The sequence below is a fragment of the Azonexus sp. IMCC34842 genome (assembly GCF_050368855.1).
Taxonomy (GTDB): Bacteria; Pseudomonadota; Gammaproteobacteria; order Burkholderiales; family Rhodocyclaceae; genus Azonexus; species Azonexus denitrificans_A.
The window spans coordinates 3031860-3057015 of record NZ_CP178449.1 but is presented as its reverse complement, the minus strand read 5'-3'; the positions used below and the strand labels follow the sequence as shown (position 1 = coordinate 3057015).

Genomic DNA, 25156 nt, shown 5'->3' with positions numbered 1-25156 from the left:
ATTTTGGGAGTCCGCTTTGCATCCTTCCGTTTCCTTGCTCGCCTGGCTGGCGGTCGTCCTTGCCGTGCAGTTTCTCGGTTATCCCGGGCTGGGCTTGCTGGCGCTGGTCATCATTCTGTCGGCCCCTGGCGCTGTCCGGCCGTGGCTCGGTTACGTTCGGCGCGCCCGCTGGTTGCTGTTGATGCTCTGGCTCATTCTTGCCTACAACACGCCAGGTGAAGCGTTGTGGGATTTGGCTTGGGCGCCGACCTATGAAGGCATTGTGGAAGCCAATCTGCAGGCGGCTCGCCTGCTGGTGATGCTGGGCAGTCTGGCCTGGCTGTTCAATCGTCTGGGGCGTGACGGTCTGGTTGGCGCGCTTTGGGCCTTACTGTTGCCGGTTGGGCGACTTGGGCTGGACAGCGAGCGTCTGGTCGTCCGTTTGTCGCTGGTCATGGAAAATTTGCAGTCACCGCCCGAAAAGGGAGCGTGGAAAAAAATGCTCGACGCCGAACCGGATCACGCGCTCGGCCCCAACGTCCTGCATCTCAGCCAGCCAGCCTGGCGCACGGCCGATACGCGGGCCGTCGTGCTGATCGCCGCAATATTGCTGGGAGCGTCGTTGCTGTGAGGATTGCGCTGGGGGTCGAGTATTTTGGCAGCGGCTTTCATGGCTGGCAGAGCCAGTTGCAGGGCGGTACGGTGCAGGATGCGCTGGAAGCCGCGCTGGGCGAAATCGCCGGCCTGCCGATCGGTGTGATTTGTGCCGGCCGGACCGACGCCGGCGTACATGCCAGCCATCAGGTCGTGCATTTCGATGCGCCGGTCGAGCGGCCGCTGACTGCCTGGGTACGCGGCGTCAATTCGCATTTGCCGGAAGGGGTCGCAGTGCGCTGGGCGCAAGCGGTTGATCCCGAGTTTCACGCCAGGTTCAGTGCGCGGGGTCGGCGTTATCGCTATCTGCTGCTCAATCGACCGCAACGTCCGGGCCTCTGGGCCGGCCGGGTCGGCTGGTTCCATGGGCCGCTCGAACTGGGGCCGATGCAGGAGGCGGCGCGTGGCCTGCTTGGCGAGCACGACTTCTCCGCTTTTCGGGCCGCCGGCTGCCAGGCCAAGACGCCGGTGAAAACGCTGTGGCGGGCCGACGTGCGCCAGCAGGGCAGTCTCTTCGTTTTCGATTTCGAGGCCAGTGCTTTCCTCCATCATATGGTGCGCAATCTGGTCGGCAGTCTGGTTTACATCGGCAAGGGAACGCAGTCGCCGGCCTGGATCGATGAATTGTTGCTGGCCAGGGACCGCAAACAGGCGGCACCGACCTTCTCGCCGGATGGCCTCTATTTCTGTGGGCCGATTTATGAGCCACACTGGGGCTTGCCCGATCCGGACGACGATTTTCTCGATGGAGTGCTGAAGTGAAGACGCGAATCAAGATTTGCGGCCTGACCCGCGCCGAAGATGTCGATGCGGCGGTAGCCGCCGGGGCTGATGCGCTCGGCTTCGTCTTCTATCCGCCCAGTCCGCGTTACGTAACGCCGCAGCAGGCGGCTGAGCTGGTCAAGCGGATTCCGCCGTTCGTCGATGTCGTCGGCCTGTTCGTCAATGAAACAGCGGAAACCGTGCGTAGCGTCTGCCGGCAGGTGCCGATCAGCCTGCTGCAGTTTCACGGCGACGAGGATCCCGCCTATTGCCGCCAGTTCGCTCAGCCCTATCTGCGGGCGGCGCGGGTGAGGCCGGGACTCGATCTGGTAGAATTCTCCGGCTCGTTTCCCGAGAGTCGCGGTTTGCTGCTCGACGCCTTCGTCGAAGGTTACGGCGGTGGCGGTCATGTTTTCGACTGGACGCTGATCCCGTCAGGCTTGCCGGGCTTTCTGGTACTCTCTGGCGGGTTGACCGCCGAGAATGTCGGCGATGCCGTGCGGCGTGTGCATCCAGCAGCAGTGGATGTTTCGTCCGGAGTGGAAATGAGCAAGGGCATCAAGGATCACGCGAAAATCGCTGCCTTCGTCGCCGCCGTGCGCGCGGCGGACGTGGCAGTTAACGAAGGGTAGGGAATATGCGGGAATCGGCGGGTGGCATCACCCGAACCTGTTGGCGGCACCATCTGGCGAATCATCCTTGAAGTCGGACGGTCGTTCTTTTTCGTCCAATCTTTCAAGGAGTTTTGCCATGTCCCATAGCCCGTATAACTTTCCCGACGCCAGCGGCCATTTTGGTCCTTATGGTGGCGTTTTTGTTGCCGAAACCCTGTTCGGCGCGCTCGATGAACTGAAAGCCGCCTACGCCGAGGCGCAGGCCGATCCCGCTTTTCGTGCCGAGTACGAGTACGAACTCAAGCATTTCGTCGGCCGTCCGTCGCCGATCTACCACGCCAAGCGCTGGTCGGAGATGCTTGGCGGCGCGCAGATCTATCTGAAGCGTGAAGACCTCAATCACACCGGCGCCCACAAGGTAAACAACTGCATCGGCCAGGCCATGCTGGCTCGCCGCATGGGCAAGCCGCGGGTCATCGCCGAAACCGGCGCCGGCCAGCACGGTGTCGCGACGGCGACCGTCGCTGCCCGCTACGGCATGGAATGCGTGGTCTATATGGGCAGCGAGGACGTCAAGCGGCAGGCCGCCAACGTCTATCGCATGAAACTGCTCGGTGCGACGGTGGTGCCGGTGGAAAGCGGCTCGAAGACGCTGAAGGATGCGCTGAACGAAGCGATGCGCGACTGGGTGACCAACATCGCCAACACCTTCTACATCATCGGCACGGTGGCCGGCCCGCACCCCTACCCGATGCTGGTCCGCGATTTCCAGAAGATCATCGGCGAGGAATGCCTGACGCAGATGCCGGAAATGGCCGGGCGTCAGCCGGATGCGGTGATTGCCTGCGTCGGTGGCGGCTCCAACGCGATGGGCATTTTCTATCCGTATATTCCCGTGGACGGTGTCCGCCTGATCGGCGTCGAAGCGGCCGGTGAGGGGATCGAAACCGGGCGCCACTCGGCTTCGTTGACCGAGGGAGTGCCTGGCGTGCTGCACGGCAACCGTACCTACCTGCTGCAGGACGAGGATGGTCAGATCATCGAGACCCACTCGATCTCGGCCGGTCTCGACTATCCCGGTGTCGGCCCCGAGCATGCCTGGCTGAAGGATATCCACCGCGCCGAATACGTGACGGTGACCGACAGCGAGGCGCTCGCCGCCTTCCATACCCTGTGCCGCATCGAAGGCATCATCCCGGCGCTCGAATCGAGCCATGCCCTGGCCTACGCCGCCAAGCTGGCGCCGAGCATGGCCAAGGACAAAATTCTGCTGGTCAACCTCTCCGGTCGGGGTGACAAGGATATGCACACCGTGGCCGAGAAATCCGGGATCACTTTCTGATGTCGCGCATTAAATCCACTTTTGAACGCCTCGCCGGCGAAGGCCGCAAGGCGCTGATTCCCTTCATCACCGCCGGGGATCCCGACGCCGCGCTGACCCTGCCGCTGATGCACACCCTGGTCGATGCCGGCGCCGATGTCATCGAGCTCGGCGTGCCGTTTTCCGACCCGATGGCCGACGGTCCGACCATCCAGCGTGCCTCCGAACGTGCTCTGGCCAAGGGCATGAGCCTGCGTAAGGTGCTCGAACTGGTGGTCGCCTTCCGGGCGACCGATGGCAAGACGCCGGTAGTGCTGATGGGCTATGCCAATCCGATCGAGGCGATGGGCCTGGAAAAATTTGCGGCCAACGCCGCACAGGCCGGCGTCGATGGCGTGCTGGTCGTCGATTATCCGCCGGAAGAGGCCGCCAGCTTCGGCGCGACGATGAAGGCGCACGGCATGGATCCGATTTTCCTGCTCGCCCCGACCTCGACTGCTGCGCGTATCGAGCAGGTCGCCGCCGTGGCCAGTGGTTATGTTTACTACGTTTCGCTGGCCGGGGTGACCGGGGCGGGAAATCTGAATATCGAGGCAGTCGCCGAACGGCTGCCGCTGATTCGGGAAAAGACCGGCCTGCCGGTCGGCGTCGGTTTCGGCATTCGTGACGCGTCGACCGCTGCCCGTATTGCCCGTATTGCCGATGCTGTCGTGGTCGGCAGCCGGATTATTGAAGAAATTGAAAAATCCACCGCCGAAACCGCCTGTGCCAATGTGAAAGCACTGGTCGCGGATATTCGTCGGGGTGTCGATGAGGTGAAACAATGAGTTGGCTGACCAAGCTTCTTCCCCCCAAGATCAAGCGCGAACAAGGCGTTCAGCGCCGCGGTTCGCTGCCCGAAGGCCTGTGGAGCAAATGCCCGTCATGCGAGGCCGTGTTGTACGCGACCGATCTGGAAAACAACCTCCAGGTCTGTCCGAAGTGCGGCCACCACAATCGCCTGAATGCCCGTCAGCGTCTCGATCTGCTGCTGGATCCGGAAGGCCGTTTCGAAATCGGCGCCGAAGTCGTGCCGGTGGACACCCTGAAGTTCAAGGACTCGAAGCGCTACCCGGATCGTCTGATGGAAGCCAACGAGGCGACCGGCGAGAGCGATTCCCTGGTTTGCCTGCAAGGGGCGATCAAGACGATGCCGGTCGTTGCCGCCGCTTTCGAGTTCCAGTTCATGGGCGGCTCGATGGGTTCCGTGCTCGGCGAGCGCTTCGTGCGTGGCGTCCAGGTCGCGGTCGAGCAGAAAATGCCCTTCATCTGCATTACCGCTTCCGGCGGTGCGCGTATGCAGGAAGGCCTGTTTTCGCTGATGCAGATGGCCAAGACGACCGCCTCGCTGACCAAGCTCTCGCAGGCCGGTCTGCCCTTCATCTCGATCCTGACCGATCCGACCATGGGCGGCGTTTCGGCCTCCTTCGCTTTTGTCGGTGACGTGGTCATCGCCGAACCGAAGGCGCTGATCGGCTTTGCCGGCCCGCGCGTCATCGAGCAGACGGTGCGCGAAACCTTGCCGGAAGGCTTCCAGCGCTCCGAATTCATTATGGAAAAGGGCGCCATCGACATGATTGTCGACCGTCGCGAAATGCGCGATCAGGTGGCGCGCGTTCTGGCGCTGTTGCAAAAATTGCCGGCTGCCGCTTGAAGACGCTCGACGACTGGCTGCTCCATCTCGAAGGCCTGCACCCGAAAGGTCAGGCCGGTATCGAGCTGGGCCTGGATCGGATTCGTCTCGTCAAGGCGGCCCTCGGCCAGGCCCAGCATTGCCCGGTCATCGTCGTCGGGGGCACCAATGGCAAGGGCTCGACCTGCGCCTATCTGGAAAACATCATCGACCGCGCCGGCTACAAGGTCGGTTGTTATACCTCGCCGCACCTGCTGGCCTACAACGAGCGGGTTCGCCTGAACGGTCGGCCGGTTGCCGATGAGGCGCTGTGTGCCGCCTTCGCTCGCGTCGAAGCGGCGCGCCAGCAAGCCGGCAGCGTCGCGCTGACTTACTTCGAATTCGGGACGCTGGCCGCCTGGGAAGTGTTTGCCGCCGCCGGTGTCGAAGCTGCCATCCTCGAAGTCGGTCTGGGCGGACGGCTGGATGCGGTCAATGCCTACGAGCCGGATGTCTCCATCGTCACCACGGTGGCCCTCGATCACACCGACTGGTTGGGGCCGGATCGCGAGCGCATCGGTTTTGAAAAAGCCGGCATCTACCGTTCCGGCAAACCGGCTTTCTGTGCCGATCCGCAGCCGCCGCACAGTCTGCTCGACCACGCAGCGACGATCGGTGCCGACTTGCGCTTGATCGGCCGCGATTTCGGTTTCGAGCGTCCGCCGGCCGAAAGCGGAGAAAACCGTCTGCAATGGCGCTGGTGGTGTCGCTCCGGCGAGCGGTTGCTGAAGCGCTCGCTGGCCTATCCCGGCCTGCGTGGACCGACCCAGCTGTACAACGCAGCCGTGGCGCTGGCCGCGCTCGAAGCGCTGGTCGACCTGTTGCCGGTGACCATGCAGGCGATTCGTCCCGGCCTGATCGAAACCGAACTGCCCGGCCGCTTTCAGGTGCTGCCGGGCAAGCCGGCCATCGTCCTCGATGTCGGCCACAACCCGCAGGCGATCAAGGTGCTGGCCGACAATCTGGCGAACATGGGCTTCTTCAACAGCACCCATGCTGTCCTCGGGATGCTCAAGGACAAGGATATCGTCGGGGCTTTGCTGCCGTTGAAGGGCAAGATCGACATCTGGCATCTCGCGACTTTGCCCGGCCCGCGAGGCGCAACAGCCGAAACCCTGGCCGCCGTCATCGTCGATGCCGGTCTGGGCGGTGAGATCGTCTGCCATGCCTCACCCGCTGCGGCAATGCAGGCAGCGAAGGGAGGGGCCGCCGAAAGTGATAGAATTATGGCCTTTGGTTCGTTCTACACGGTAGCCGGAGCGCTTCAAGCGTTGCGGAAGAAACCCTAGTACATGGCAGACAACGATACCCAGTTGCAACTCAAAAAGCGCGCCCGTCGCCGGCTGGTGGGTGCGGTCGCCTTCGTTTCGGTAGTGGCCATCGTGCTGCCGCTGGTGATGGATAACGAACCGCGGCAGGTCGTCCAGGATGTGGAGATTCGCATTCCCGGCCAGGACGAAAAGCCGTTTGCCCCGAAATTCGCTGTCGCACCCGTCGACACGGCGGCCAAGCCGCCGGCCGAAGTGCCGGAGCCCAAGGCTGCGGTGGCGCCGAGCGCTCGCGTCGTCGAAGTGGTCAAGGAAGCGCCGGCCGACAAGGCTGTTGAGAAGCCCGTGGTCAAGCCCGAGAAGGCTCCCGAGAAGCCGGTTGCCAAGACGCCCGAGAAACCGGTGGACAAACCGGCTGCCAAAGCGGCGGACAAACCCGTCGAAAAGCCGGTGGTCAAGAATGACGATGCCAAGCGGGCCGCGGCGATTCTTGCCGGACAGGGCGCCGAGGCCAAGCCGGCGGCCAAGGGCGGAGAATTTTTGGTGTTGATCGGGGCATTTTCCAACGAAGCGAATGTCAAAAACCTGAAAGCCAAGCTGAGCGAGCAGGGCATCAAGGTCTTCAGCGAGCCGCTCGATACGCCGCAGGGCAAGAAAATCCGCGTCCGGGCCGGGCCTTTTGCCAGTCGGGAAGCGGCTGAGGCGGCGGCGGCGAAGATGCAGCGTATCGGCGTTTCCGGGGTTGTTGCAGCAAAACAATGACGACGTTCGATTATGTCGTGATCGGCATCATCAGCTTGTCGCTGCTCTTCGGGCTGTGGCGCGGCGTGGTTGGCGAGGTGATTGCGCTGGGCGCCTGGGTGCTTGGCGTGTTTGCCGCCATCGAGTTCGGCGGCCCGGCCGGGCAGACCGTGTTTACCAGCATCGCCGACCCGTCGGTGCGGACGCTGGCCGGTTGTGTATTGATTTTCGTCGGCGTGTTGCTGGCGATGTCGCTGGTTCGCTGGGCGGTGAGCAGTATGGTCAAGGCGCTTGGCTTGAGCCTGTCGGACCGTTTGTTGGGAATGATTTTTGGTTTGGTGCGGGGCGTGCTGGTCACCATGGTGCTGGTTGGCCTGGGTGGCATGACTGCCGCTCCGAAGCAGTCATGGTGGCGCGAAGCGACGCTTTCGCCGCCGTTGGAAACAGCGGTTTTGGTGGCCAGACAATGGTTGCCGGACGATTTGGCAAAACGAATTCGATTTAGTTAGGCAGGAAAAAAACTATGTGCGGGATTTTAGGTGTGGTGGCGACATCGCCGGTCAACCAGTTGCTTTACGACGGCCTGATGGTGCTCCAGCATCGCGGACAGGATGCGGCCGGGATTGCTACCGCGGAAGGCAATACCTTCAACCTGCACAAGGGGCCGGGGTTGGTGCGCGACGTTTTTCGCACGCGCAACATGCGGGCCCTGCCCGGCAACTGGGGTATCGGCCATGTCCGCTACCCGACCGCCGGTTCGGCCTACAACTTTGCCGAAGCCCAGCCGTTCTACGTCAATTCGCCGTTCGGCATCGTGCTCGGCCACAACGGCAACCTGACTAATGCCGAGCAGTTGAAGGGCGAGATGTTCCGCCTCGACCGCCGGCACATCAACACCAATTCCGACTCCGAAGTCCTGCTCAATGTGCTGGCGCATGAGCTGCAATCGGCTTCGCATGGCTACGAGCTGGATGTGGACAGCATTTTCCAGGCAGTGGCCGGAGTGCACCGTCGCTGCCGTGGCGCCTATGCCGTGGTCGCCCTGATTGCCGGTTACGGCTTGCTCGCTTTCCGCGACCCGTACGGCATCCGGCCGCTGGTTTATGGCCAGAACCAGACGCCTGAGGGAACTGAGTATCTGATCGCTTCCGAATCGGTGGCCCTGGATACGCTGGGTTTCGAGATGGTGCGCGATATCGAGCCGGGCGAGGCGGTTTTCGTCAGTCTCGATCACCAGCTGTACAGCCGCCAGTGCGCGCAGCAGCCAATCTACGCGCCGTGTATTTTCGAATACGTTTATCTGGCCCGGCCGGATTCGGTCATCGACGGCGTTTCCGTTTATGAAGCCCGCCTGGCCATGGGCGAAGCGCTCGCCGAAAAGGTCAAGAAGCACATTCCGGTCGAGGACATCGACGTCGTCATCCCGATTCCCGACTCCAGCCGGCCTTCGGCCATGCAGTTGGCACAGGCGCTGGGCATCCCGTTCCGCGAAGGGTTCGTCAAGAACCGCTACGTCGGCCGGACCTTCATCATGCCCGGGCAGTCGATGCGCAAGAAATCGGTGCGCCAGAAGCTCAATACCGTTGGCCAGGAATTCAAGGGCAAGCGCGTGCTGCTGGTCGACGATTCCATCGTCCGCGGGACGACCAGCCGGGAAATCGTTGAAATGGCCCGGGCGGCCGGGGCGGTCAAGGTTTATTTCGCTTCCGCGGCACCTCCGGTGCGCTTTCCGAATGTTTACGGCATCGACATGCCGACCCGCTCCGAACTGATTGCCACCGGCCGTGACGGCGAGGGCATCGCCCGCGAAATCGGGGCCGATGCGTTGGTCTATCAGGATCTCGAAGCGCTGAAGAATTCGGTGACCAAGCTGCGTGCCGACCTGACCTTGTTCGACGCCTCTTGTTTCGATGGTTGCTACATCACCGGCGATATCGACGAGTATTACCTCGATGCCGTCGAAGGCAAGCGCGGCGGCAAGGGCGGCGGCAAGATGGACGACGACGGCGATGGCAATGCCGCCCAGCAACTGGTACTGCAACTGGCTTCGGAGGCCCAGGACTGATGAGCGCCTTCGACCAGGACGCCGCCTATCGCCCGGAAACCCTGGCCGTGCGTGCCGGCCAGGAGCGCAGCCAGTTCGGCGAGCATTCCGAAGCCCTGTACCTGACCTCGAGCTTCGTCTTTAACAGTGCGGCGCATGCCGCCCGGCGCTTTTCCGGTGAGGAAGAGGGCAATGTCTACGCCCGTTTCTCCAACCCGACCGTCACCATGTTCGAGGAACGCCTCGCCGCGCTGGAAGGCGCCGAGGATTGCGTCGCCACAGCCAGCGGCATGTCGGCGATCATGGCGCTCTGTCTGGCGCACCTCAAGCAGGGCGATCACATCGTCGCCTCGAACAGCCTGTTCGGCGCCACCGTGCAGCTGTTCAACAATATTCTGTCGCGTACCGGAATCACCACCACCTTCGTTGCGCACACCGATCCGGCGGCCTGGGAAGCGGCGATCCGCCCTGAAACCAAGCTGTTCTTCCTCGAAACGCCGTCCAATCCGCTGACCGAAATCGCCGATATCCGGGCGCTGGCCGCCATTGCCCACGGCAAGGGCATTCTGGTTGCGGTCGACAACTGCTTCTGCACGCCGATCCTGCAACGGCCGCTCGAACTGGGCGCCGATCTGGTCGTCCACTCGGCGACCAAGTTCCTCGATGGCCAGGGGCGTGTCCTCGGCGGCGCGGTCTGCGGGGCCAAAAAGCTGACCGAGGAAGTCTTCAAGTACCTGCGCACGGCCGGCCCGACGCTGTCCGCCTTCAACGCCTGGGTGCTGTTGAAGGGCCTGGAAACACTGAAAATCCGGATCGATGCGCAGGCGGCCAACGCGCTGCGCCTGGCGAGCTGGTTGGAAGCCCATCCCAAGGTAGCCCGGGTGTTCTACCCCGGTCTACCGTCGCACCCGCAATATGAGTTGGCGAAAACCCAGCAGAAGAGCGGCGGCGCGATTGTTTCCTTCGAAGTGAAGGGGGCGCGCGAGCAGGCCTGGCAGGTCGTCGATAACTGCAAGTTGCTGTCGATTACCGCCAACCTCGGCGATACCAAGACCACCATTACCCATCCCGCTTCGACCACGCACGGCCGCATTTCTCCGGAAGCCCGGGCGGCGGCCGGCATCAGCGAAGGGCTGCTGCGCATCGCCGTCGGTCTCGAAGCGGTGGAGGATCTGCAGGCCGATCTCGAGCGCGGCCTGTCGTTGATCGGCTGATGAAGCAAACGGTATCGGTCGATCTCCTGCAGCCCGGCGTTTTCATCTCGATCGACGAGGTGCGGTGGCTCGATCATCCGTTTTTGCTCAACCGTTTTCGCCTGTCCAGTGAAGAACAGATCAAGGTTCTGCGCAGCCTCGGTCTGAAGACGGTGGCGTGGGACCCGGCGCGCAGCACCGCCCAGCCGCTGCCGGAGAAGAACAGCCGCGAAGGTGAGGAAGTCGATTTCTCATCGGCCGTGCTCCATTCGATGCTCGATGCCAAACGCGAGCGCACGGAGCGGGTACGCCAGCAGCGCGAGGGTCTGGCGCGCTGCGAACGCTTGTTCGAGCAGGAAGCTACGGGGATCGGTGAAATCCTGCGCGATCTCGGGGCGCGCCCCAATGAATCCTGTGGGCGTGCCAAGTCGACGGTCGGCCGTCTGGTCGATCACCTGCTCGATGCCGAAAGCGTGGCCGTGCATCTGGTCAACATGAAGGTCAAGGAGACCGGCCCGGCGCACCATGCGATGAACGTCGTCGTGCTCGCCCTGTTGCTCGGCAAGGCGGCCAAGCTGGGCGAGGAGGAGATGCGCTGGCTGGGCCTGGGGGCGATGTTTCACGACATCGGCAAGGCCGACGTGCCGGCCCGGGTGCTGCGCAATTCGCGGCGCACGCCGTCCGAAGAACAGTTTTACCAGGCGCATGTCGGCTACGGCATCAAGTATGCGGCGGCGATTCGCGACCTGCCGGTGCCGGTCAGGAATGTCATCGCCTGCCACCACGAACGCTGGGATGGCAACGGTTTTCCCAACCATCTGGTTGGCGCCAAGATTCCCCGGCTGGCGCGCATTGCGGCGATTGCCAACCGCTACGATAACCTGTGCAATCCCTTCGACCTGACAACTGCCAAGACACCGTCCGAAGCGGTCGCCTTCATGTTCAAGCAGGAGAAGGCCAATTTCGATCCGGAACTGCTGCAACTGTTCGTCAAGGAGATCGGGGTTTATCCGCCCGGCTGCTTCGTGACCTTGAGCGATGGCAGTATCGGTTTGGTCGTTGAAACCAACAGCAACGACCTGTTGCACCCGCTAATCATGCTGCACGACCCGAGCGTGCCACGCAACGAGGCTCTGTTGCTCGACCTGAGTGAGGCCGAGTCCACCATCGAGGCGGCGATCAGCCCCGCCAAACTGCCGGTCGAGGTAGTCGAATACTTGGCGCCACGCGGCCGTATCGACTACTACATCGAAGGCATTCACTGATTTTCTTCGCCGCTCATGCGGCGTTCCTCCCATTTTCCGGAGTTTTCCATGCAATTCAACGAACTCGGCCTTAAGGCCGAACTCCTGCGCGCTGTCAGCGAGCAGGGTTACGACACGCCGACCCCGATCCAGCAACAAGCGATTCCCGCCGTGATGGCCGGGCACGACCTGATGGCCTCGGCCCAGACCGGCACCGGCAAGACCGCCGGCTTCACGCTGCCCATCCTGCACCGCCTGACTTCCGGCCCGAACGCCCAGGTGTCCCGCGTTTCCAAGACGCCGCGCGTGCTGGTCCTGACGCCGACCCGCGAACTGGCGATCCAGGTCGAGGAGAGCGTGCGCACCTACGGCAAGCATCTGCCGATCAACTCGCTGGCCGTTTTCGGCGGGGTCGGCATCAATCCGCAGATCGCCAATCTGCGCCGTGGCGTCGACGTGCTGGTAGCGACGCCCGGCCGGCTGCTCGACCACGTGCAGCAACGCACCGTCGATCTTTCGAAAGTCGAGATTTTCGTTCTTGACGAAGCCGACCGCATGCTCGACATGGGGTTCATTCGCGACATTCGCAAGCTTATTGCGCTGTTGCCCAAGCAACGGCAGAACCTGATGTTCTCCGCCACCTTCTCGCCGGAAATCCGCGAGCTGGCCAGCGGCCTGCTGCACAATCCGGTCTCGGTCGATGTCGCCGCCCGCAATACGGCGGCGGAAACGGTGACGCAGCGCGTTATCGAAACCAATCGGGAGCAGAAGAAGGAACTGCTGTGCCACCTGTTCGCGACGCGCGGCTGGCATCAGGTGCTGGTCTTCGCCCGGACCAAGCACGGGGCCGATGCGCTGGCCAAGACGCTGGAAAAGTCCGGCATCCGCTCGGCGGCGCTGCACGGTGACAAATCGCAGGGGGCGCGGACCCGGGCCCTGACCGAATTCAAGGAAGGCAAACTGGTTGCGCTGGTTGCCACCGATATCGCGGCGCGCGGTCTCGATATCGATGCGCTGCCTTACGTCATCAATTTCGAGCTGCCCAATATCGCCGAGGATTATGTGCACCGGATCGGCCGGACCGGCCGGGCCGGCATGGAAGGCGAGGCGATTTCGCTGGTCTGTCACGACGAGCGCGGCAGCCTGCGCGATATCGAAAGACTGATCAAGCGCGAGCTGGAGCGTGAAGTCATCGAAGGCTTCGAGCCATCGGCCCATGCCGCGCCGCGTCCGGTGCAGCCGCCCCGCGGTGGGCGCAAGCCGCAGCAGCCGGGCGGCCCGCAGGCGAGAAGGCCGGCCCAGAATGCCGGCAGCCCGCCGCAGCATCGCTCGGGCAGTCGGCACCGCTGATACCAGCTTCCTTCTTCGGCGTTTGGACGGCGAGGAAGGAGAGTCGATCAGGTATGGCTGGCCGACTTGTCGGCCCCAAAAAACGGCTACTGTGTAAACAGTCGCCGTTTTTTCATATGGCCCAACCTGCATTGACGGCCGGCGTGCGAAAAAAGCGATCTTCCGTTCTGGTGTATGCTGCCACGCCCACCCATGTGCCGGAACTTGTTGCCGTTGCCGGGCAACATCTTCGTTATGTTGTTGTCTGATTTTTTACATTTGATCGAAGTTCAGGCAGTTGGCTGATAAACCCCGATAATCTGCCGGCTAATCAGGAGAAGAACATGCGTTCCATATTCATGGCATTCGCCATATTTTGTCTGCTGGCCCCACCGGCCTCGGCCCAGAGCGGCGTGGTCGAGTTGCCGATTCATCAGGCGGCGCGCGAGGGCAGCGGGGCGGAGCTGTCACGTCTGCTGAAGGCCGACCCAAGCCTGCGCGACGTGCGCACGGCGCTCGGCTCGACGCCTCTGCATCTTGCCGCAATGAATCCGGATCTCAGTGCCATGGCCGCTCTGCTCGCCGCCGGTGCCGATCCGAATGCCCGCGATCTCGACGGTTCGACGCCGATCCACATGGCTGCCTATGCCAGCCGCGCACAGCATGCGCTGGCCTTGCTCAATGCCGGCGCCGATCCCTTGCTGAAAAACAACCAGGGGCGCGACGCTACCGCCATGGCGCGCAAGGTCAAGGCCGACGAGGCCGCCGGCGTGATTTCGCTGTGGATGCTCAAGGGCTGCAAGGCGGGCAAGCCATGCTGAAGCAGATGACGTTGATCACCTTGGGCTGGCTGGCCGGCGCCGCATTCGCCGATGCGCCCTTGCCGCCGGTTACCGTGTATGCGCCTACGGTTTGCCTGGCCTGTATCGATTACGCCGAACATCTGCGCAACAACGGCTTTACCGTCAAGCTGGTGCCGAGCGACGACATGGCCGCCGTCAAGCGCCGCTTGAAAGTGCCGAAACATCTGGAGGCTGAACCGACCGCGACGGTCGCCGGCTATTTCGTCGAAGGCCATGTACCGGCCGACGATATCAAGGAGTTGCTGCGCGAGAAGCGCAAGGCGCGCGGCCTGTCCGTTCCCGGTTTGCCGCTCGGCGCGCCGGGCCGGGAATTCTCCAGCCCGACCTGCGATACCGCCTGCACCGTGCTTGATGGCGACACCGGCCAGGGCCGCGTCCGCCGCGAGCTATACGAGACGCTGCTCGTCAAGCCCGACGGCGATACCTCGATCTACGCCCGCCACTAGCCTGCCTCAGCGCCGGGCCGCCGGGCCGAACAGCTCGCCGTGCCGGGCGTCCAGCCAGGCATCGTCTTCGCCCTGTGGGTTGTTCTCGCGGGTCTGGCTGATCGTCTGGGCGACCAGGCCATCGCCGCGCAGGCGGTAGCGGGTGACGATGCGCGTGAAGGCGGCTGGCGCCAGATTGACGTAGGCGAAACAGGTACTTTCCGGCAGTGCCGGGACGGGCGGCTGGCCGGCGATGCGACCGGCGATCTCGGTGGCGACGATCTGGCCCATCCGGCTCGCCAGTTCGCCGGTTTTCGGATAGTGGCCGAAGAGCGGCGAAACGGAACCGACACTGTCGCCGATGACGAAGACCCGTTCATCTCCGCTGACGCCGAAATTTCGCGGATCGACGGCGGCCCATGCCGAATCGGCAGCGACTAGTCCGCTGCGCCGGCAGATGTCGGCGGCTTGCTGCTGCGGCATGATCAGTGCATCGGTAAAGTTGATTTCGTCGATATCCAGCGTCGCGATGCGGCGATATGGGTCGAGCTGGTGCAGCCGGGTATTCGGCAGGTAATTCACCTGATCGCGATAGACCTCGCTGAATACCCGCTGATAGGCCGGCCACGGCGCGTTCGGCTCGACCAGCGTGAGGCGGGCCTTGAGGCCGCGCGTCTTGATCGCCTGGGCGATGATCACGGCGCGTTCATAGGGTGCCGGCGGGCAGCGATAGGGGGCGAGCGGCAGCGTCATCAGGAATTCGCCACCGGAAAAACCGGCGAGTTTCTGCTTCAGGACGTCGAGTTCGCGACCGGCCGTATAGGCGCTCGGGAAATGCTCCCGGGTATGCCGGGCGGCGGCTTGATCGCCGGCAAACAGGGCCGGATCGGCCTCGGCGATGCCGGCGGCGACGATCAGCCAGTCATAGGGAAAGCTGCCGTGGCTGGTGTCGACCCGGCGCGCTCCGCGTTCGATGCCGAGCACTTCGCTCTGCAGGAAACGATAGCCGAGTGCCTGGGCGGCGCCGCGGTAATCCTGGCGCAGCCGGCGGCCGTCATCGAGGCCGGCCAGCCAGCGATTGCTCAGCGGCAGCGAGACGAAATCCGGGTTGCGTTCGATCATCAGCACGTCGCATTGGCTGGCCAGTTGCCGGGCGGCCGCCAGTCCGCCCCAGCCTCCACCGACAATGACGACTTTGGGGCGAACCGGTGCCGCCATGACGGTTGGCGCACCGAGCAGACAGGCGGTGCCGAGGAGAAACTGCCGACGGGTAACTTTCATCCCGCCAGCTTAACGGGAAACCTCCATGGCACAAATGATCGAGAACAATTTTGCCGGCAGAGTTGCCGGCAGCCTCGGCCAGGCGCTCAGCCGCCGCCGATGAAGCCGCGTTGCGTGGCAATGTGCATCAGGATCAGCGCGGCCGGCAGGTGTTGCCGCGAATCCGCCGCGGGCAATTCGCTGCGCTGGTTCCACGCGGCCAGCGAGGTCAGCAGCCCATCGATCCCGTCGTCACGCACCAGTTCGGCAAAGGCATCGCGATGGATGGTGATCAGCCGCAGTCCATCCATCTTGATATCGACAACCTTCCAGCCGGCGGGCGTTTTTTCCATGTCGTAATCGATGGTCCACGGCTTGCTGCCGGGCCGCGTGACAAATGAACGAACGGTCACCCCATCGTCGCCGGGCACCGGCGTCAGCTGCTTGAAGGTGATTGCCGGTTGGTGGGCGTTGGCGAGCGCCGAGACGCAGGTCTGGACCAGCAAACGCCCGAACTCGGCGACCAGGGCCTGCTGCTGTTCCGGCGAAGCCTGGCGCCAGCTGCGCCCGAGTACCAGCTTGGTCATCGTATCGATGGCAAACAGCGAGCGGATCCGTGCTTCGACCGCATTGCTGAGGCTGGCGGCTGGCGGCTCAAGGCTCGCCGGATCGTGCTCGGCGCGGTGATGGCTGGCGATCTCCAGCAAATCCCGGGTTGCCGTACTGAGCAATTCCTGCGGCGGAAGCTCGCCGGCCGCCTGCGTCGCGAGGATCTGTAGATTGTCGTGTTGCGCATTCAGGGCCGGCGTAAATGATGGCGGAATTGTTGCGGCCAAAACAACCAAGGCCTTCATGGTCAGGCTGTGCATGATGTCCCTCCCGAATCAATGCTGCGATGCTCTGCACGAGACATCCGCTACGCAATCGCCATGCCTGAAAAATAAATCGCATAAAACCATGGGCTTGCGTTCTTCGAGACGGCTGCCTGGCGCCCATCTGTAATGCCGGTGATACAGGTCGCATCGTCCGGCAGATGGCCAGAAGCCCGGAACGGTAGCGTTATCGGTCATCCGAGCGTCCAGTCTTGGCTGGTTGCCGCCCCGGCAGCGCCACCGCGTTGCGCCCGCGACGCTGTATCCCGATTGAAACAGTGCCGGCCACAAGAGTCTGTCTGTCGGCGCACTTAGAGGTCAGGCGACGAGTAAAATCCCCAAGGGCGGTCGTTACGCCAAAAAATAACATTCGTTCAGGGAGAGAAACATGCCGGTCAAACTCGTTCAGTCCACCGCTTCGGCCTACCAGTACCCGTTGCTCATCAAGCAATTGCTGTTGACACCGCTGGCCATCGCGCCGGAGCAGGAGATTACCTATCAGGGCAAGCTGCGCTACAACTACCGAACGCTGAACGAACGCATCGGCCGGCTGGCCAACGGTTTGCAGCAGCTTGGCGTGGCCGCCGGGCAGACGGTGGCGATGATGGATTGGGACAGCCATCGCTACCTGGAATGTTTCTTTGCCGTGCCGATGATGGGGGCGGTCCTGCAGACGGTGAACGTGCGTCTTAGCCCGGAGCAGATTCTCTATACGCTGAATCACGCCGGGGCCGATGTGCTACTGGTCAACAGCGAGTTTTTCCCGGTGCTGGCCCAGATCGCGCCGCAGCTGGAGACGGTGAAGACTTTCGTGCTCTTCTCCGACGAGCCGGCGATGCCGGCAGCGCCGGTGCGCATGGCGGCCGAGTACGAAAGCATGCTGGCTGCGGCTTCCTGCGACTACGACTTCCCGGATTTCGACGAAAACGCCCAGGCCACGACCTTCTACACGACGGGCACGACGGGCAATCCGAAAGGCGTCTATTTCAGCCATCGCCAGCTCGTCCTGCACACCCTGGGCTGTGCCGCCGCGATGGGCGGCGCCAACCAGCAGGGGCATATTCATCGCGAAGACGTCTATATGCCGATGACGCCGATGTTCCACGTGCATGCCTGGGGCTTTCCCTATTTGGCGACGATGATGGGCATCAAGCAGGTTTATCCGGGTCGTTATCAGCCGGAGACGATCTGCCGCCTGATCAGTACGGAAGGGGTGAGTTTCTCGCATTGCGTGCCGACCATCCTGCACATGATCCTCAGCCATCCGCACGCCAAGACCACCGATTTCAGCGGCTTGAAAATCCTCATCGGCGGCGCGGCGATGCCGGAAGCGATGGCCATTTCGGCCCAGAAGCTCGGCATGGATCTGTTTACCGGCTATGGCATGTCTGAAACCTGCCCGGTGCTGAGCATGGCCCACCTCGAAAGCGTCGATCTCAACCGTTCGCTGGAAGAGCAGGCGGTGATTCGGGCGAAGACCGGCCGGCCGCTGCCCTTGGTCGATCTGCGCATCGTCGATCCGGAGATGGCCGATGTCGCCCACGACGGCAAGACGACCGGCGAAGTCGTGGTCCGTGCGCCATGGCTGAGTCAGGGCTATGTCGCCGCGCCGGAGGCTTCCGAAGCGCTGTGGGCGGGCGGCTATTTGCACACGGCGGATATCGGCAACATCAACCCGGCCGGCTACCTAAAGGTCACCGACCGTATCAAGGATGTCATCAAGACCGGCGGCGAATGGACTTCCTCGCTGCAACTGGAAGACATCATCGCCAAGCATGAGGCGGTACATGAGGTCGCCGTGATCGGCGTGCCCGACGACAAGTGGGGTGAGCGGCCGCTGGCGCTGGTCTTGCTCAAGCCGGAATTCGTCGGCCAGATCACCGAGCACGCGCTGCGCAATTACGCCGCGCACGCCATCGAGACGGCCGGCATTTCACGCTACGGCGTGCTGTTGCAGGTGAGCTTCGTCAAAACCCTGGTCAAAACCAGCGTCGGCAAGATGAACAAGCGGCTGATGCGGGCCGATCCCGGCGCCCTCTGCATCTGATTGGAGTCGGCCGCGGCTGTCCCACTTGCGGGCTGTGGCGGCCGACCCGGCCCACGCCTTACGCTGAGCGCAGTTTGGCCAGCTGGCGGTCGTGCCAGCCGGAGAGCAGCGCGATGGCCGTGCTCGAGCCGATCAACGCCATGAACATGTCGGATTGCGTATCCCAGACATCGCCCTGGGTGCCGAGGAACTCGTCGGCGCCCTGGCCCATCCACAACGCGGCGGCCCATTCGATCAGCTCGTAGCTGGCGCTGATCGCCAGCGCGATGCAGATGCACAGGAAGCCGGCCATCCGGCGGCCATTGACATAGGCGCCGCGCAGCAGGATTTCGCGCGCCACCAGCGCTGGCACGAAGCCCTGCAGCAAATGGCCGAGCTTGTCGTAGGGATTGCGCACGGTGCCGAGCAGGTCCTGCAGCCAGAAACCGAACGGGACGCGGGCATAGGTGTAGGCGCCGCCGCCGATCAGGACCAGCGCGTGTACGGCGATCAGCAGATAAAGCAGGGTGGTCAGCGGATAGCTTTTGCGGGTGACCAGCAGCAGCGGCAGGGCGATCAGCACCGGCGCCACTTCCATGAGCCAGGTCAGGCGCTCGTAGGGCGCGATGCCGGAGACGATCAGGGCGGCGCTGACGATGGCCGCCAGCATGGCCTTGAGGATATTGCCGTTGTCCATCTCAGCCCTCGTTGCGGATCAGGTTAAGCAGTTCTTCGCCATAGTGCTCGATCTTGGCGCTGCCCATGCCGGTGATGCCGGCCAGCAGGCCATGGCTGACCGGCCGGACTTCGGCCAGTTCGCGCAAGGTCTTGTCGTGCAGGATGACGTAGGCCGGCACGCCTTGTTCCCTGGCGGTATCGCTGCGCCATTGGCGCAAGGTCTGGAACAGTGCTTCGTCGGCCGCCGACAGGTCGCTGTGCACAACTGTGCTGCTGCGCGACGGGCTGCTGCTCTTGCGCTTGACCGGCCGGCGCAGCTCGACGCGCTGGCCGCCCTTGAGCACCAGACGGGCGGCATCGGTCAGTTGCAGGGCACCGTGTTCGGTCATGTCGACATGGACCAGGCCGGCTGCCGCCAGCTGGCGGAAAACACTTTTCCAGGCGTGCTCGTCGAGATCGGCGCCGACGCCGAAGGTCGGCAGCTGATCGTGGTTCCACTGCTTGACCTTGTCGGTCGCCTTGCCGCGCAGGATGTCGGTCAGATGGCTGACGCCGAAGCGCATGCCGGTACGGAATATCGCCGACAGCGCCTTCTGGGCGGCCAATGTGCCGTCCCACAGTTCCGGCGGATCCTGGCAGACGTCGCAGTTGTGGCAGGGGGCGCGTTCTTCGCCGAAATAGTTGAGCAGGACCTGGCGCCGGCAGCGAGGGGCTTCGCAATAGGCGAGCAGCGAGGTCAGGCGTTGCGACTCGAGGATTTTCTGGCCCTCGCCGGCGCCCGATTCGGCGATGCGCGAGTGTTGCAGCGCGACGTCCTGCATGCCGTAGGTCATCCAGGCTTCGGCCGGTTCGCCGTCGCGGCCGGCCCGGCCGGTTTCCTGGTAATAGGCCTCGATGCTTTTCGGCAGGTCGAGGTGGGCGACGAAGCGGACATCCGGCTTGTCGATGCCCATGCCGAAGGCGATGGTGGCGCACATCACCAGTCCTTCCTCGCGCAGGAAGCGGCGCTGGTTGGCGGCCCGCGTCGCGACCGGCAGCCCGGCGTGGTAGGGCAGGGCCGAGTAGCCCTGGGCCGACAACCATTCGGCGGTTTCCTCGACCTTCTTGCGCGACAGGCAATAGACGATGCCGGCCTGACCTTTGCGGCCGGCCAGGAAAGCGAGCAATTGTTTCTTCGCATTGTCCTTCTCGACCACGGTGTAGCGGATATTCGGGCGGTCGAAGCTGGACAGGAAGACGCGCGCTTCGCCGAGGCCGAGGCGGACCAGGATTTCGCTGCGCGTCGCCTGGTCGGCGGTGGCGGTCAGCGCAATGCGCGGCACGTTTGGGTAGCGTTCGTGCAGGGCGGAAAGCTGCAGGTATTCCGGGCGGAAATCGTGGCCCCATTGCGAGACGCAGTGCGCCTCGTCGATGGCGAACAGGGCTAGCTTGCCGGCTTCGTCGAGGGCGTCGAGCATCGACAGCGTGCGGTCGAGCAGCAGGCGTTCGGGGGCGATATAGACGAGGTCGAGATTGCCACTGAAAATGGCCTGCTCGACGGCCTGCGCCTCGCGCCAGTCGAGCGTCGAGTTGAGGCAGGCGGCCTTGACGCCAAGCTGGGTCAGCGCATCGACCTGGTCCTGCATCAGCGCGATCAGCGGCGAGACGACGACGGCGCAGCCCGGGCGGAGCAGGGCGGGAATCTGGTAGCACAGGCTTTTGCCGCCGCCGGTCGGCATCAGCACCAGCGCATCGCCGCCGCCGCCGATATGGTCGATGATCTCGGCCTGGGCGCCGCGGAAGGCGGGGTAGCCGAAAACGTCGCGCAGGATCTGCAGCGCGGACGACTGGCTCATGGTTGCGGTCGCCACCGGGTTACGCCCGTTGTTCCGGCAGGATGGCTTCGCGGCGCAGGGCCTCGCCATCCCAGACCAGGCATTCGCCGCGCTCTTCGTGCCAGTCGGCGAGCACCCAGCGTTCGACGTGAATGCCGTCGACGATATGGTCGTGCATCGCCGGCTGATGGGTGTGGCCGTGAATGAAGGTGGCGTAGCCGTGTTCGCGCAGGAAATCGTCGGTCGCCGCCGGCTGCAGGTCGGTGTAGGGATTGGCCTTGTCGCGCTGGCTCGCTTCGCTGATTTCGCGCATCTGGGCGGCGATGACCCGGCGCTCGGCGAGCGGCTTGGCGAGCAGCGCTGCCTGCCATTCCGGATTACGCGCCTGGGTGCGAAAGGCCATGTAAGCGGTATCGTCGAGGCAGAGGGCGTCGCCGTGCGAGAGGACGAACTGCCATTCGGCCGTGGACAGGATATACGGGTCGTTCAGCAGCTTGACGCCGCTCGCCGCGGCAAAGCCGGCGCCGAGCAGGAAGTCGCGGTTGCCGTGCATGGCGTTGATTTTCAGGCCGCTTTCGGCGGCCGCCCGCAAGCCGGCGATGATCTCGGCATTCAACGGATCGGCCAGGTCGTCATCGCCGACCCAGGCCTCGAACAGGTCGCCGAGAATGTACAGCTCGGTCGCCTGACGGGCACGCCCGGCAAGAAACTGGCGGAACAAACAAGTCGCCCCGGGTGACCGGGGCGACAGGTGCAGATCGGAAATGAAGAGGATCAAACGATTTCGGCTTTTTCGATGATCACGTCTTCGGCCGGCACGTCCTGATGGAAGCCCTTGTTGCCGGTCTTCACGGCGCGGATCTTGTCGACCACGTCGAGGCCTTCGACGACTTCGCCGAACACACAGTAGCCCCAGCCTTGGCCGGACGGCGACTTGAAGTCGAGAAAGTCGTTATCGACGGTATTGATGAAGAACTGGGCGGTCGCGGAGTGCGGATCGTTGGTGCGCGCCATGGCAATGGTTCCGCGCTTGTTCTTCAGGCCGTTGGCGGCTTCGTTCTCGATCGGTTCGTTGCATGGCTTCTGGTTCATGCCCGGCTCCATGCCGCCGCCCTGAATCATGAAATTCTTGATGACGCGGTGGAAAACCGTGTTGTCGTAGTGGCCGGCTTCGACGTAGGCGAGGAAGTTGGCGACCGTCTTCGGTGCCTTTTCGGCATTCAGTTCGAGGGTGATGACACCGTGGTTGGTGGTGAGCTTGATCATTGGGTATCCTTATTTTTCCGAGATGATTTTGACGTTCTGGATGACGACTGGCGTCGTCGGTACGTCCTGGTAGTAGCCAGCGCTGCCGGTCGGCACCTTGGCGATCTTGTCGACGACGTCCATGCCCTGGGTCACCTTGCCGAACACGGTGTAACCCCAGCCGCGCGGGTCGGCCGTGGTGCGGTGATTGAGGGCGTCGTTGTCCTTCAGGTTGATGAAGAACTGGACGCGAGCCGAATGCGGGTCCTGGGTGCGCGCCATTGCGATGCTGCCACGTTCGTTAGGCAGGCCGTTCGGGCTTTCGTTCGGCAACGCCGGGGTGATCACTTTCTTTTCTTCCATGGCGCGGTTGAAGCCGCCGCCCTGGATCATGAAGCCGTTGATCACGCGGTGGAAAATGGTCGCTTCGTAAAAGCCGTGCTTGGCGTTGTAGAGGAACATCTCGACTGTCTTCGGCGCCTTCTCCGGATACAGTTCAAGCGTGATCTTGCCCAGCGAGGTGGTCATTTCCAGCGTCGGTGTCGCCCACACGGCGAGGGAGGCCAGCAGGCCGGCGGCCAGGGCGGAGATCTTTTTCAGCATCAGGCAGTTCCTTCGTAAATGATTTTCCACTTGCCATTTTCGCGCAGCCAATACTGGCGCTTCTTCATCTGGTTGTTCAGGTTGTTGCTGCGGTAATCCTGATCGAAGGTGACGACGACGACTTCTTCCTTGCCCGGATTGCGGAACACCGAGAGGTTGTCGGTCTTGATCTTGATCCACTCCTTGCTGGCATTGACCTGCTTCTTTTGCGCCGCGAACTGGTCGTAATCCTGATCGCCCGACTTGAAGCGCTTCGAGTAATGGCGCATATAGCGTTCGCTGTCGCGACTTTCCCAGTCGCTACGCCAGCTGTTGATGGTCTTGTTCAATTCGTCGCGTTCGCGCGCCCAGTCGTCGAGCGACAACCATTCGACGGAGTTGCTGATGATCACCGGGGTCAGGCCGACCTGCAGGTTCTTGGCGATCGCATCGAGGTCCTGATTGGTCAGCACCACGCAGCCATCGGAGGCGCGCGGCGGGCGGGCGAAGGTGTTGGACGGCGTGCCGTGCAGCCAGATGCCGCTGCCTTTGCGGCCCTGCTGCTTGTCCAGTTCGTTTGGGTAATTAATTGGGAAGGCGCCGCTGCCGTACAGGTCCGCCAGTTTTTGCCGGGGCAGGTTGGCGGTGACGTGGTAAACGCCAACCGGGGTCTTCTTGTCGCCTTCGGCCAGTTTCTCGGCGCCCAGCTTGCCGTGGGTGACGTAGTAATCGGCAACGAAGCGCGGCCGGCCGCCATGGGCCTTGTCGTTTTCGTAGAGATACAGACGGGAGCGCTTGGTGTCTACGACGATGGCGTAACGCTGATCCGGTTGCATCTGCAACAGGTAGCGCGGCACGAAGTTGGCCTCCGGCTTTTCACGATAGCCCTTGAGGCGGACGATGGCCTCGGCGCGCAGGTCGGCGACCTTGTCGGCCGGGGCGCCGTTCAGGGCGCCAAAGGTCTGGATCTGCTGCGTCCTGGCGAGCAGCAGATCGCCCTTGATCAGATTGGCGAGTCGGTAGTTCGGGTGTTGCCGGAGCAATGCCTCGGTCTGCTGCAACGCATTGCTCAGATGATTGGCCTCGATTTCCTTGAAAATCGAGGTCAGCTGAGCCTCCGGGCCGGAGTCGGAAACGGTGGTCGGTGGCAGCCCGTGCGGGGCGGCCGCTGACCGGCGGGCTGGCCCAGTGGTGTCCGATGCTTCGGCCGGGAACCCGGATTGCACGGACTCCAGCGGCAAGGTGGTTGCCGGATCAGTTGCGGCGAGGCGGTAAATCAGGGAGCCGCCGGACAGGCAACCGACCAGACCGAGAATGACAAATTTGCGGCTCAACATCAGCGCGCGTTTTCTTCCTTGATTAGCCACTTGCTACCCGAGCGGACGAGAATCAATGTCTTGCTGGCCGAGCTGCTCAAACTGCCTGCCTTGTAGCTCTGGCGAAACTTCACCGTGGCCTTGTCGCCATTGACCGAAATCTGCGGGCTATCGACGCTGACCGAAATCTTGCCCGACTTGCCGGCGATGCGGTCTTCGCGCTCGGCTTCCCAAGCCTTGCGGGACATTCCCTTGGGCGTGTTGAAGTCGCTGGCGTAAGCGCCGAGGTAGGCCTTCATGTCCTTGCGCGACCAGGCGCTGGCCCAGGCGTTGATTGCTTTGGCGATATCGTCGCTGGCTGGGTCGGCCTTGCTTGGTGCCGGGGCCGGCGGCGGATTGGTGGCGACGACCGGAGCCGGCTTGGCTTCGACCGGCTTGGCCGGGGTGTTGTTGGCGGCGGCGCCCGGCGTCGAGGTGACGACACTGGCGGTCGGCGTTGCGGCGGGGGGAGCGACCGGGGCGGGTTTGGCGGCGACCGGAGCGGCAGCGACCGGGGCCGGCACTGGCGGTTTGACGTTGCCCTTGCCGGAGGTGGTGATCAGGTCGCGAATCAGCGCCAGCTTGTTCTGGGTGGCGGGATTCGAGTTGTCCAGTTGCAGGGCCTTGTCGTAGGCCTGGCTGGCCAGCTTGGCATAGACGTCGCCGAGGTTTTCGTAGGCGATGGCGTAGGAGGGGTGAGTCCTTATGGCCATTTCGAGTGCCGTGCGCGCCTTGTCGTATTGCTTCTGCTGGGCGTAGAGCACGGCCAGGTTGTTATAGGGCTCGGGCAGTTCCGGGTAGTCTTCCGACAGCTTGGTGAAAATGTTGATCGCCTCGGCCGGCTTGTTCATCTCGGTGTAAATCAGGCCTTTCAGGAAGCGGCCCTGGGCGTCCTTGGGGCGGCTGCTCAGATAGGCGTCGACCTTTTCGAGGGCTTGCGGATACTGACCCTGCTTGATCAGTCGCTGAACTTCCGGCAGGTTGTCGGCAAAAACGGGCGCGGCGAAGCCGATCGCCAGGCCGATAGCCAGTGCACGCAGCGTCTTGAGCTGCTGGAAACGGGGCTTGGGCAGGGATTTGGTGGTCATCGCTATGCTATAATTTTCAAGGTTATACAATCTTCCGATTCTACCAAAAACGCCGATGTTTCCATAGGTTTAAGCGCTCCGGCGGCGC

The 25156-nt window shown here is 63.2% G+C and carries 25 protein-coding genes; 16 read left to right on the top strand and 9 right to left on the bottom strand.

The window, feature by feature from the left end:
- Positions 1 to 16 precede the first annotated feature (16 nt).
- The 15 genes from ACLIKD_RS14455 (at position 17) to ACLIKD_RS14385 (ending at position 14169) form a co-directional block, all read left to right on the top strand.
- A complete protein-coding gene (locus ACLIKD_RS14455) occupies positions 17 to 610 on the top strand; it encodes a hypothetical protein (RefSeq protein WP_428825612.1) in 594 nt (197 codons plus the stop codon).
- Complete coding sequence (gene truA / locus ACLIKD_RS14450; RefSeq protein WP_428825611.1) at positions 607 to 1395, top strand: tRNA pseudouridine(38-40) synthase TruA; 789 nt, start codon at positions 607 to 609, stop codon at positions 1393 to 1395. The genes ACLIKD_RS14455 and truA overlap by 4 nt, the downstream gene beginning before the upstream one ends.
- Complete coding sequence (locus tag ACLIKD_RS14445; protein ID WP_428825610.1) at positions 1392 to 2027, top strand: phosphoribosylanthranilate isomerase; 636 nt, start codon at positions 1392 to 1394, stop codon at positions 2025 to 2027. Before truA ends, ACLIKD_RS14445 begins: the two co-directional genes overlap by 4 nt.
- Positions 2028 to 2145: 118 nt before the next feature.
- Positions 2146 to 3351: a tryptophan synthase subunit beta gene (gene trpB, locus ACLIKD_RS14440; RefSeq protein WP_226416940.1), complete on the top strand. Its 1206-nt coding sequence runs from the start codon at positions 2146 to 2148 to the stop codon at positions 3349 to 3351.
- Positions 3351 to 4157, top strand: a complete 807-nt coding sequence (trpA, locus tag ACLIKD_RS14435) for a tryptophan synthase subunit alpha (RefSeq protein WP_428825609.1) — start codon at positions 3351 to 3353, stop codon at positions 4155 to 4157. Before trpB ends, trpA begins: the two co-directional genes overlap by 1 nt.
- Positions 4154 to 5023, top strand: a complete 870-nt coding sequence (gene accD, locus ACLIKD_RS14430) for an acetyl-CoA carboxylase, carboxyltransferase subunit beta (protein WP_226416938.1) — start codon at positions 4154 to 4156, stop codon at positions 5021 to 5023. The genes trpA and accD overlap by 4 nt, the downstream gene beginning before the upstream one ends.
- A complete protein-coding gene (folC, locus tag ACLIKD_RS14425) occupies positions 5020 to 6330 on the top strand; it encodes a bifunctional tetrahydrofolate synthase/dihydrofolate synthase (protein ID WP_428825608.1) in 1311 nt (436 codons plus the stop codon). The genes accD and folC overlap by 4 nt, the downstream gene beginning before the upstream one ends.
- 3 nt (positions 6331 to 6333) lie before the next feature.
- Positions 6334 to 7071, top strand: coding sequence for an SPOR domain-containing protein (locus ACLIKD_RS14420; RefSeq protein WP_226416936.1), 738 nt, complete (start codon positions 6334 to 6336; stop codon positions 7069 to 7071).
- Positions 7072 to 7088: 17 nt separating this feature from the next.
- Positions 7089 to 7559 (top strand): CvpA family protein, encoded by a 471-nt coding sequence (locus tag ACLIKD_RS14415; protein ID WP_428825607.1) that lies wholly within the window; start codon positions 7089 to 7091, stop codon positions 7557 to 7559.
- A 14-nt stretch (positions 7560 to 7573) separates the two neighbouring features.
- Entirely contained in the window at positions 7574 to 9115 is a 1542-nt protein-coding gene (gene purF, locus ACLIKD_RS14410; protein WP_428825606.1) for an amidophosphoribosyltransferase, read from the top strand.
- The gene (locus ACLIKD_RS14405) at positions 9115 to 10308 is read left to right on the top strand and encodes an O-succinylhomoserine sulfhydrylase (protein ID WP_428825605.1); all 1194 of its coding nucleotides are present in this window, start codon (positions 9115 to 9117) and stop codon (positions 10306 to 10308) included. Before purF ends, ACLIKD_RS14405 begins: the two co-directional genes overlap by 1 nt.
- Complete coding sequence (locus ACLIKD_RS14400) at positions 10308 to 11552, top strand: HD-GYP domain-containing protein (RefSeq protein WP_428825604.1); 1245 nt, start codon at positions 10308 to 10310, stop codon at positions 11550 to 11552. The genes ACLIKD_RS14405 and ACLIKD_RS14400 overlap by 1 nt, the downstream gene beginning before the upstream one ends.
- A 48-nt stretch (positions 11553 to 11600) precedes the next feature.
- Complete coding sequence (locus ACLIKD_RS14395) at positions 11601 to 12881, top strand: DEAD/DEAH box helicase (protein WP_226416931.1); 1281 nt, start codon at positions 11601 to 11603, stop codon at positions 12879 to 12881.
- A gap of 323 nt (positions 12882 to 13204) precedes the next feature.
- Positions 13205 to 13681 (top strand): ankyrin repeat domain-containing protein, encoded by a 477-nt coding sequence (locus tag ACLIKD_RS14390; protein ID WP_226471481.1) that lies wholly within the window; start codon positions 13205 to 13207, stop codon positions 13679 to 13681.
- Complete coding sequence (locus tag ACLIKD_RS14385) at positions 13675 to 14169, top strand: DUF411 domain-containing protein (protein ID WP_428825603.1); 495 nt, start codon at positions 13675 to 13677, stop codon at positions 14167 to 14169. The genes ACLIKD_RS14390 and ACLIKD_RS14385 overlap by 7 nt, the downstream gene beginning before the upstream one ends.
- A 6-nt stretch (positions 14170 to 14175) precedes the next feature.
- Here ACLIKD_RS14385 and ACLIKD_RS14380 read toward each other — a convergent pair whose 3' ends face one another.
- Positions 14176 to 15429 (bottom strand): FAD-dependent oxidoreductase, encoded by a 1254-nt coding sequence (locus tag ACLIKD_RS14380; RefSeq protein WP_428825602.1) that lies wholly within the window; start codon positions 15427 to 15429, stop codon positions 14176 to 14178.
- An 86-nt stretch (positions 15430 to 15515) separates the two neighbouring features.
- Positions 15516 to 16277: an MlaC/ttg2D family ABC transporter substrate-binding protein gene (locus ACLIKD_RS14375; RefSeq protein ID WP_428825601.1), complete on the bottom strand. Its 762-nt coding sequence runs from the start codon at positions 16275 to 16277 to the stop codon at positions 15516 to 15518.
- A 391-nt stretch (positions 16278 to 16668) separates the two neighbouring features.
- Here ACLIKD_RS14375 and ACLIKD_RS14370 point away from each other — a divergent pair, with 391 nt between their 5' ends.
- Positions 16669 to 18327: a fatty acid--CoA ligase gene (locus tag ACLIKD_RS14370; RefSeq protein ID WP_428825600.1), complete on the top strand. Its 1659-nt coding sequence runs from the start codon at positions 16669 to 16671 to the stop codon at positions 18325 to 18327.
- 58 nt (positions 18328 to 18385) lie between these two features.
- Here ACLIKD_RS14370 and ACLIKD_RS14365 read toward each other — a convergent pair whose 3' ends face one another.
- Genes ACLIKD_RS14365 through ACLIKD_RS14335 form a run of 7 tightly spaced genes read right to left on the bottom strand, consistent with a single transcriptional unit; the run spans position 18386 to position 25068 of the window.
- Positions 18386 to 19003: a DUF2238 domain-containing protein gene (locus ACLIKD_RS14365; RefSeq protein WP_428825599.1), complete on the bottom strand. Its 618-nt coding sequence runs from the start codon at positions 19001 to 19003 to the stop codon at positions 18386 to 18388.
- 1 nt (position 19004) lies between these two features.
- Positions 19005 to 20819: a DNA helicase RecQ gene (gene recQ / locus ACLIKD_RS14360; RefSeq protein WP_428825598.1), complete on the bottom strand. Its 1815-nt coding sequence runs from the start codon at positions 20817 to 20819 to the stop codon at positions 19005 to 19007.
- 19 nt (positions 20820 to 20838) lie between these two features.
- Entirely contained in the window at positions 20839 to 21576 is a 738-nt protein-coding gene (locus ACLIKD_RS14355) for a UDP-2,3-diacylglucosamine diphosphatase (RefSeq protein ID WP_428825597.1), read from the bottom strand.
- The gene (locus ACLIKD_RS14350; protein WP_226416922.1) at positions 21573 to 22064 is read right to left on the bottom strand and encodes a peptidylprolyl isomerase; all 492 of its coding nucleotides are present in this window, start codon (positions 22062 to 22064) and stop codon (positions 21573 to 21575) included. The genes ACLIKD_RS14355 and ACLIKD_RS14350 overlap by 4 nt, the downstream gene beginning before the upstream one ends.
- Before the next feature lie 9 nt (positions 22065 to 22073).
- Positions 22074 to 22646 (bottom strand): peptidylprolyl isomerase, encoded by a 573-nt coding sequence (locus ACLIKD_RS14345; RefSeq protein WP_226416921.1) that lies wholly within the window; start codon positions 22644 to 22646, stop codon positions 22074 to 22076.
- Entirely contained in the window at positions 22646 to 23962 is a 1317-nt protein-coding gene (locus tag ACLIKD_RS14340) for a L,D-transpeptidase family protein (RefSeq protein ID WP_428825596.1), read from the bottom strand. The genes ACLIKD_RS14345 and ACLIKD_RS14340 overlap by 1 nt, the downstream gene beginning before the upstream one ends.
- On the bottom strand, positions 23962 to 25068 hold the full coding sequence (locus tag ACLIKD_RS14335) for a tetratricopeptide repeat protein (RefSeq protein ID WP_428825595.1): 1107 nt from the start codon (positions 25066 to 25068) through the stop codon (positions 23962 to 23964). The genes ACLIKD_RS14340 and ACLIKD_RS14335 overlap by 1 nt, the downstream gene beginning before the upstream one ends.
- Positions 25069 to 25156: the final 88 nt, after the last annotated feature.

Excerpts from the sequence above, each read along its gene's own strand:
- trpB (WP_226416940.1), top strand. The coding sequence starts at position 2,146 with ATGTCCCATAGCCCGTATAACTTTCCCGACGCCAGCGGCCATTTTGGT.
- trpA (WP_428825609.1), top strand. The coding sequence starts at position 3,351 with ATGTCGCGCATTAAATCCACTTTTGAACGCCTCGCCGGCGAAGGCCGC.
- accD (WP_226416938.1), top strand. The coding sequence starts at position 4,154 with ATGAGTTGGCTGACCAAGCTTCTTCCCCCCAAGATCAAGCGCGAACAA.
- ACLIKD_RS14420 (WP_226416936.1), top strand. The coding sequence starts at position 6,334 with ATGGCAGACAACGATACCCAGTTGCAACTCAAAAAGCGCGCCCGTCGC.
- purF (WP_428825606.1), top strand. The coding sequence starts at position 7,574 with ATGTGCGGGATTTTAGGTGTGGTGGCGACATCGCCGGTCAACCAGTTG.
- ACLIKD_RS14405 (WP_428825605.1), top strand. The coding sequence starts at position 9,115 with ATGAGCGCCTTCGACCAGGACGCCGCCTATCGCCCGGAAACCCTGGCC.
- ACLIKD_RS14400 (WP_428825604.1), top strand. The coding sequence starts at position 10,308 with ATGAAGCAAACGGTATCGGTCGATCTCCTGCAGCCCGGCGTTTTCATC.
- ACLIKD_RS14395 (WP_226416931.1), top strand. The coding sequence starts at position 11,601 with ATGCAATTCAACGAACTCGGCCTTAAGGCCGAACTCCTGCGCGCTGTC.
- ACLIKD_RS14390 (WP_226471481.1), top strand. The coding sequence starts at position 13,205 with ATGCGTTCCATATTCATGGCATTCGCCATATTTTGTCTGCTGGCCCCA.
- ACLIKD_RS14385 (WP_428825603.1), top strand. The coding sequence starts at position 13,675 with ATGCTGAAGCAGATGACGTTGATCACCTTGGGCTGGCTGGCCGGCGCC.
- ACLIKD_RS14380 (WP_428825602.1), bottom strand. The coding sequence starts at position 15,429 with ATGAAAGTTACCCGTCGGCAGTTTCTCCTCGGCACCGCCTGTCTGCTC.
- ACLIKD_RS14375 (WP_428825601.1), bottom strand. The coding sequence starts at position 16,277 with ATGCACAGCCTGACCATGAAGGCCTTGGTTGTTTTGGCCGCAACAATT.
- ACLIKD_RS14370 (WP_428825600.1), top strand. The coding sequence starts at position 16,669 with ATGCCGGTCAAACTCGTTCAGTCCACCGCTTCGGCCTACCAGTACCCG.
- ACLIKD_RS14365 (WP_428825599.1), bottom strand. The coding sequence starts at position 19,003 with ATGGACAACGGCAATATCCTCAAGGCCATGCTGGCGGCCATCGTCAGC.
- recQ (WP_428825598.1), bottom strand. The coding sequence starts at position 20,819 with ATGAGCCAGTCGTCCGCGCTGCAGATCCTGCGCGACGTTTTCGGCTAC.
- ACLIKD_RS14350 (WP_226416922.1), bottom strand. The coding sequence starts at position 22,064 with ATGATCAAGCTCACCACCAACCACGGTGTCATCACCCTCGAACTGAAT.
- ACLIKD_RS14345 (WP_226416921.1), bottom strand. The coding sequence starts at position 22,646 with ATGCTGAAAAAGATCTCCGCCCTGGCCGCCGGCCTGCTGGCCTCCCTC.
- ACLIKD_RS14340 (WP_428825596.1), bottom strand. The coding sequence starts at position 23,962 with ATGTTGAGCCGCAAATTTGTCATTCTCGGTCTGGTCGGTTGCCTGTCC.
- ACLIKD_RS14335 (WP_428825595.1), bottom strand. The coding sequence starts at position 25,068 with ATGACCACCAAATCCCTGCCCAAGCCCCGTTTCCAGCAGCTCAAGACG.